Annotated in this window: 8 protein-coding genes; all 8 read left to right on the forward strand. The window is 42.4% G+C overall.

What is annotated here, in order from left to right; all coding sequences use genetic code 11:
• Positions 1-245 precede the first annotated feature (245 nt).
• The 8 genes from nrfB (at position 246) to ribA (ending at position 6,665) form a co-directional block, all read left to right on the forward strand.
• Entirely contained in the window at positions 246-830 is a 585-nt protein-coding gene (gene nrfB / locus AB4496_RS13675) for a cytochrome c nitrite reductase pentaheme subunit (RefSeq protein ID WP_009848843.1), read from the forward strand.
• 3 nt (positions 831-833) lie between these two features.
• On the forward strand, positions 834-1,520 hold the full coding sequence (gene nrfC, locus AB4496_RS13680) for a cytochrome c nitrite reductase Fe-S protein (protein WP_009848842.1): 687 nt from the start codon (positions 834-836) through the stop codon (positions 1,518-1,520).
• Positions 1,521-1,522: 2 nt separating this feature from the next.
• Positions 1,523-2,497: a cytochrome c nitrite reductase subunit NrfD gene (gene nrfD, locus AB4496_RS13685; protein WP_102258305.1), complete on the forward strand. Its 975-nt coding sequence runs from the start codon at positions 1,523-1,525 to the stop codon at positions 2,495-2,497.
• 128 nt (positions 2,498-2,625) lie between these two features.
• Positions 2,626-4,548: a heme lyase CcmF/NrfE family subunit gene (locus AB4496_RS13690; RefSeq protein WP_102258306.1), complete on the forward strand. Its 1,923-nt coding sequence runs from the start codon at positions 2,626-2,628 to the stop codon at positions 4,546-4,548.
• Positions 4,529-5,116, forward strand: a complete 588-nt coding sequence (locus AB4496_RS13695) for a DsbE family thiol:disulfide interchange protein (RefSeq protein ID WP_102258307.1) — start codon at positions 4,529-4,531, stop codon at positions 5,114-5,116. The genes AB4496_RS13690 and AB4496_RS13695 overlap by 20 nt, the downstream gene beginning before the upstream one ends.
• Positions 5,113-5,553: a cytochrome c-type biogenesis protein gene (locus AB4496_RS13700; RefSeq protein ID WP_102258308.1), complete on the forward strand. Its 441-nt coding sequence runs from the start codon at positions 5,113-5,115 to the stop codon at positions 5,551-5,553. The genes AB4496_RS13695 and AB4496_RS13700 overlap by 4 nt, the downstream gene beginning before the upstream one ends.
• A gap of 89 nt (positions 5,554-5,642) precedes the next feature.
• Positions 5,643-5,819: a hypothetical protein gene (locus tag AB4496_RS13705; protein WP_009848837.1), complete on the forward strand. Its 177-nt coding sequence runs from the start codon at positions 5,643-5,645 to the stop codon at positions 5,817-5,819.
• Between the two features lie 249 nt (positions 5,820-6,068).
• A complete protein-coding gene (ribA, locus tag AB4496_RS13710; RefSeq protein WP_009848836.1) occupies positions 6,069-6,665 on the forward strand; it encodes a GTP cyclohydrolase II in 597 nt (198 codons plus the stop codon).
• Positions 6,666-6,683 lie beyond the last annotated feature (18 nt).

The following is a 6,683-nucleotide window of genomic DNA, read 5'->3' on the forward strand; positions in this document are numbered from 1 at the left end:
TATATAACAATCAATTACCTAGATTGACCATGGTATAAATAGGGTGATTGCGTTCACAGATTAACCTATCCAAATTTCGTATTACCTAATTAGAGGTATATTCTAACTATAGAAAGCGTTGTGGCTTATCCAAAATAAGAATTGATATCATTTAAGCGGTAATAATATCGTTTAAGGGTACTTTTGTTTAACCGGAATATTATTTAGTTGAGAGTTAAATAATGCCGGTATAAGGAAAGGATAAAATGGGCAATATTAAATTGGCCATAGTCATAATGCTTAAATCCCTTCTAGCATTCTGCCTCTATGGTTATTCCATTCATGCTGTTGCTGAGCCTGCTGTTACGCCAGTAGGAGAATCAACAAGACATGAAGTCGAATTAATCCGCGACAAAGACTACAAGTGTGTTCAATGCCATAAAGATTCAAAAGAAACGGTATTGGGTTCACATGGTGAAAGTGCACACGCTTTACTTGGCCGTGAAGTAAATTGTACCGATTGTCATAGTTCAATTAGCCCCGATCACCGTGAAGGTGCACCAGAAGTGGTGAAGTATCGCGCGGCTCAATCACAACCAGGAACCGAAAAGGTTTTCCTCGATCCTAGCTTAATTTTGGATGCCAATAGCCAATGTATCGATTGTCACAAACCTGATGATCTGCGTGAAGCTAGCTGGACCCACGATGTTCACGCGCAAAACTTAACGTGTTCAAACTGCCATGATGTTCATGCGACTGAAGCAAAGGTGTTGGGCTTAGATAAAAAGCAAACCATTAAGCTGTGTGTGGATTGCCATTCAGACTTCAACCAGAAGAAAGAAGGGGAGTAATCTATGAGCTGCTCAAGAAGAAACTTTTTAGCAGGCGCTGGTGCCGTTATTTTTACCACGGGTGTCGCGGGAACTGCGGCGGTGACAAGTCGTAAAACGTTGGCCAATGTTCAAGAAGATGGTGCTAAACGTTATGGAATGATTCATGACGAAACCGCGTGTATTGGTTGTACTGCTTGTACAGAAGCGTGTCGTGAAGTGAATAAAGTACCTGAAGGCGTGTCGCGCTTAGAAATTATTAAGAGCGAACCCCAAGGCGAATATCCAAATGTTGATTACCGTTTTACTCGTAACTCTTGCCAACATTGTGATAACGCGCCGTGTGTGATGGTTTGCCCAACAGGGGCTGCCTACAAAGATGAAAAAACGGGCATTGTGGATGTCCACAAAGAGAAGTGTGTCGGTTGTGGTTACTGTTTGTTAGCGTGTCCATATCAAGTGCGCTTTTTCCATCCAGAGAACAAGTCAGCCGATAAATGTAACTTCTGTCGTGATACCAATCTAGCACAAGGGAAGTTGCCTGCTTGTGTCGAATCTTGCCCAACTAAAGCGCTGACATTCGGCGATTTAAATGACCCTAAGAGTGAGATAAACCAAGTACTTCAATCCGAGGTGGTTTACAGAGATAAAGCCTATCTAGGCACTCAACCAAAACTCTATAAAGTGCCACACCAAAAAGGGGAGATTTGATTATGAGTGCATGGGACGCAGCTTTTCAGTCTGGTACCGTGGTATGGGACTGGATTATAGCAATCTATCTATTTCTCGCGGGGATGTCGGCGGGTGCCGTAATGATCTCCATTTACCTTAAGCGCAAGGTTATTGAAGGCGATCCTGCTCATAATGGTGTGTTAAAGGCGACAGCTTTTCTTGCGCCATTTGGGATCATCTCAGGCTTGCTGATCTTGGTTTTCCACCTGACAAAACCACTGTCATTTTGGAAGATCATGATCTTCTATAATCCAACGTCTGTGATGTCGATGGGTGTGATCTTATTCCAAGTGTATATGGTGATCTTGTTCCTTTGGATCGGCATTATATTTAGAGATCAAATTGTCGTGTTCTTGAGTGACCAAACATGGTTAAAAGGGCGACTCGACTTTGTCGGGAACTGGATTGGCAAATTAGAAGTGTTCGAGAATGCTTTGGAAATATTCTTAGCTGTTCTTGCTTTGATGCTTGCCGCTTATACCGGATTCTTGCTGTCAGCTTTAAATACCTTCCCACTATTGAATAACCCAGTACTGCCGATTTTGTTCTTGTTCTCGAGTTTATCTTCGGGTGCGGCGGCGTGTATTTTATTTGGTGTGTTGGTCTTTAAAGAATCACCTCATAGCCCGAGTATTTCATGGATCCACGGATTTGAACGCCCGGTAGTGATGTTTGAGTTGTTTGTTCTTATCACTTTCTTTACTGGGCTGATCTTCGCTGGTGGTCAAAGTGAACAAGCAGTATGGAACGCAATTGGCAGTGGTTTCTGGGCGAGTTGGTTCTGGTATGGCGTCATCGGTGTTGGTATGGTTTTACCGTTGTTGTTGAATGCCGTCACACCAACATCAATCCGCCATAGCTCGGTGTATATTTTCTCCGTGACTTCGCTAAGCCTAATGGGCGTATTAATGCTGCGAACTTTTGTTCTTTATGCAGGGCAGTTAACGATAGCTTAATTTCGCGCAAGTTTATTAGTGAGCAGATGTCGGATACTAGACATCTGCTTATTAATGAACATGCTTTTAGTAAACATGAGATGCGTGTTCAGATCGGCTCTGCTCTAGCGGAGCCTTATTGAGGTGATATGGTCGGTTCTTTGGGGCTGTTTAGTTTAGTGTTGGTTGCTGTACTCAGTAGCATTATTGGTGTGCATTCGTTTTATCAAATGCTAAACAAACGGACGCAAAATATAAGTTTAGTCCGCAGTTTCTCTCTTTCAAGTGCATTGTTTTCTGTCACTTCTGTCGCATTGCTTGGCTATGCCTTTGTCAGTGATGACTTCTCTATCCTCTATGTCGCTGAACATTCAAATACTCAATTACCCTCATTTTTTAAGCTTGCAGCCGTATGGGCAGGCCATGAAGGTTCCTTGTTGTTTTGGGTACTGACGATCAGCGTCTGGTCTGGCGTTATTGCCTTACAAAAACACTATTCGAATGAATACCAAAGCCGTGTGTTGTGGGTAATGAATCTACTGCTCGCGATATTTGCTTGGTTCACCTTATTCGCATCAAACCCATTTGAAATGAATTCGATTTTGCCGTTAGAAGGGCGTGACCTTAATCCAATGTTGCAAGATGTCGGTCTGATCTTTCACCCTCCATTACTTTACCTTGGCTATGTCGGCTTTTCTGTGGTGCTGGCATTTGCCGTTGCCGCTTTGCTGGTTGATCCTATTGAGTTTGATTGGGTTGCCCATTGTCGCAGTTGGTGTCTAGTCGCTTGGATTTTTTTAACCGCAGGGATCATTCTTGGCTCTTGGTGGGCGTATTACGAATTAGGCTGGGGCGGCTGGTGGTTCTGGGACCCTGTTGAAAATGCCAGTTTGTTACCGTGGCTCACTTCGACAGCCTTGCTGCATTGTTTAGGTGTTGCCAAAGGTAAACAACAGCTTCTGAAGTGGTCTCTAAGCCTTGCTTTCATTACATTTTGTTTGAGTATACTAGGCACATTTATTGTTCGTTCTGGTGTACTCACATCGGTACACGCTTTCGCTGTTGACCCGACTAAAGGTATCGCACTGCTACTTATATTGATGTTGGTGCTAGTGAGCTCTTTCTCTCTTCTTATCATCAGAGGGGAATCTTTTGAATCTAACCCGATTACTAGCTTCGACAGTAAGAGCTTTTTAAGCCTAGTTGCGGTGCTCATTTTTGTATTAGCGACCGCTGTTGTGGTGTTTGGTACATTTTATCCAATGGTCTTTGAACTGCTTGGGCTGGGTAACATATCGGTGGGCGCGCCATACTTTAATCTGTTGATTGCACCTTTGGCTTTGCTTGCACTTGGCGTGGTTGGCTTAGCCCCATTGTTGAGTGTTAAACCTCAAGCAACCAAAGGTGTTATTTCATTGTTAGTTCTTATGTCGTTGGCATTGGGTTACGTTTGTTATTCTTGGCAAGTGGAACAAGTCCAACGACAAGTGATGGCTCTGATGACATGGGCACTCGCATTTTGGGTTTTACTCACTCATGTTTATGGCTTAGCGGTAACGCGCAGTTCCAAGTTCCAACGAAAAGTCTGGGTGATGACATTTGCCCATGTTGGTGTCGCGGTCTTAGCTGTAGGTGCTGCAATGAACAGTTACCACTCGTTTGAGCGCAGCTATAAATTAAGCCCAGATGAACAGGTGGAGTTTATGGACTGGACGCTTGCTCATGAAGATACAGAGCTTTATGTCACCTCAAACTTTACCGCTGAAAAGGCGATACTTAAGCTAGATACTGGCGAGCAAAGTTTTTCTATTTCGCCGGAAAGAAGACATTACCAAGTTCGAGTGATGAACATGAGCGAGCCCGCAATGAAATGGTTCTGGCATGGCGATGTGTATATCACCATGGGTGAGAAAGTTGACGCTACCGCTTATGCATTTCGAGTTCAGTACAAAGCGTATGCTCGTTGGATATGGTTTGGTGGGTTGTTCTCAATTCTAGGTGCTGTGCTTTCACTGACCAATCGTAAAAAGAAAACCGTTAAGGCTGCACAGTATGCATACCAGCGTTCGTAATAAACTCATTGCTCTATTTTCAGTGGCTGTTGCTTTGGTCGTTGCATTTTCATATGCGCTCGACAATAAGCAACAAACGACCAGCGTTTCAGAGCAAAAAAGGGCTTTCCCTGAATTTACGGCAGAAAAACTCGTTACTGATGAGTCATTCGATTCTGAAGCATTAAGCTCTGAAATATTAAGTTCTGAAACGGCTAAGCTTACGCTTTCTGATATTACTCAGCATCCTTACCAACTGGTCAATGTATGGGCTTCATGGTGCGGAATATGTAAAACCGAGCACGCTTTTTTACTCGAACTGCAGAAGAAAGGCATTCCAATTGTGGGTCTCAATTATCGAGATAACCCTGGGGCAGCGCTCAATGTATTGTCCAACGATGGCAACCCATACTCAACTGTGATCAGTGATCCTCAAGGGAAGTTGGCTTTAGAGCTGGGCGTAATCGGTACTCCTGAGACGTATTTAGTCGATGCTGAAGGCCAAATAGTGAAGAAGTTGCTAGGTGTGATTAATGAATCGGTTTGGCGTAAAGAACTCGCTCACTATTTTAAAGGTACAAATGGATGATGAAGTTCCTACTCAACATAGTGCTCATACTTAGCGCTGCTATTGTCGTCAACTTCCCTGTATTAGCTGAGGATTTGTTTACGGCGAGTGATAAAGATACAAGCATTCAGGTAGAGTTATTTGAGTTTGAAAGCCCTAATCAACAACAGCGTGCTATTAGTTTGGCAAAATCGCTGCGCTGTCCACAATGTCAGAATCAAAATTTGATTGAGTCGAACTCTCCCATAGCAAAAGATTTACGCCTTGTTGTATTCAATATGGTGAAAGCAGGGAAGAGTAACAATGAAATCACTCAGTACATGACAGAAAGGTTTGGTGAATTTGTGCTTTATAAGCCAGCAATGAGTGTTTCAAACATATTACTTTGGTTGTTACCGAGCCTATTATTTCTTTTGTTTGTATATTTATCAGTAGCGAGTGTTAGGAATGACTCATAAAAATTGTGTATTACTGTTTACCAATTGAGCTGTATTTTGTAATATTAACGGATTATAAAGGCTAAGCACTGTTATATAAGGATGTGTTTGTGGATAACGTAATCTCAAATTTAAAAAAAGAGTTCTATACTCATGTCCGTTCTGATAAATGGGCAGAAAAATACAGTGCAAAGTCGAGCATCTCTACACTGACACAAGAAGAGTTAAGTGAATTAGAGAATGCTTGGGTGCAGCTTGTTATCTGGAAGCAAACTCAACTAAGCTGATCGTTCCGCAAAAAGTGTAGTCTTAGCCGCAATTGATTGATTTATAACCCCATGTTGGTCATCCCAACGTGGGGTTTTTTGTTACCCAGAAAATTAATTGTTATAATATAACAATTTGTACGTGGTCGACCTTGAAAAAAATTGTTAACAGCCTCATAGTGTCTATCATTAGATAGTTAGCTACAAAATATTGCCTAGACATATAGTGTAGTGTTGTTAAATACATCGAATTTTCAAGTGAGTATAGCTATGGCGGAAGTGCGTGCCAGAATAGATTTCAAAGTAGGGGTAACAAGCAGTATTGATGCTGAACTTCTGTCTTTTCATGGATTGAAAACAGATAAAGAGCATGTTGCTGTGATATTTAAATCAGCGGATAAGACACAAGACATACCTCTTGTTCGTATGCACTCTGAGTGCCTGACTGGTGATGTTTTTCATTCTTCTCGCTGTGACTGTGGTGAGCAGTTAGATGAAACCATCAGAATTATGGGTGAGACGGGGGGAGTGATTCTTTACTTACGCCAAGAAGGTCGTGGTATTGGTTTGTATAACAAAATCGATGCGTACCGTCTGCAAAGCGAAGGCATGAACACCTATGAAGCGAATAACCACCTAGGTTTTGGTGATGATTTACGCGACTTTACCGAAGCGGCAGAAATGCTTCGCGCTTTAGGAACCACAAAAATCCGCTTGGTTACTAACAACCCTAAGAAGATCAATGAGCTGAAATCTTTCGGTATTGAGATTGAAGAAGTGGTGAATACTTCTGCACATATCAAGTCGGGAAATGAGAGTTACCTGAAGGCGAAAGTCTCACACGGTAAGCATAATCTGGATATTTGATAAGCTTCCTTTTATTGC

Source organism: Vibrio sp. 10N.222.46.A1 (assembly GCF_041473595.1).
GTDB lineage: Bacteria > Pseudomonadota > Gammaproteobacteria > Enterobacterales > Vibrionaceae > Vibrio > Vibrio tasmaniensis_A.

Excerpts from the sequence above, each read along its gene's own strand:
- nrfB (WP_009848843.1), top strand. The coding sequence starts at position 246 with ATGGGCAATATTAAATTGGCCATAGTCATAATGCTTAAATCCCTTCTA.
- AB4496_RS13695 (WP_102258307.1), top strand. The coding sequence starts at position 4,529 with ATGCATACCAGCGTTCGTAATAAACTCATTGCTCTATTTTCAGTGGCT.
- AB4496_RS13690 (WP_102258306.1), top strand. The coding sequence starts at position 2,626 with ATGGTCGGTTCTTTGGGGCTGTTTAGTTTAGTGTTGGTTGCTGTACTC.
- nrfD (WP_102258305.1), top strand. The coding sequence starts at position 1,523 with ATGAGTGCATGGGACGCAGCTTTTCAGTCTGGTACCGTGGTATGGGAC.
- nrfC (WP_009848842.1), top strand. The coding sequence starts at position 834 with ATGAGCTGCTCAAGAAGAAACTTTTTAGCAGGCGCTGGTGCCGTTATT.
- AB4496_RS13700 (WP_102258308.1), top strand. The coding sequence starts at position 5,113 with ATGATGAAGTTCCTACTCAACATAGTGCTCATACTTAGCGCTGCTATT.
- ribA (WP_009848836.1), top strand. The coding sequence starts at position 6,069 with ATGGCGGAAGTGCGTGCCAGAATAGATTTCAAAGTAGGGGTAACAAGC.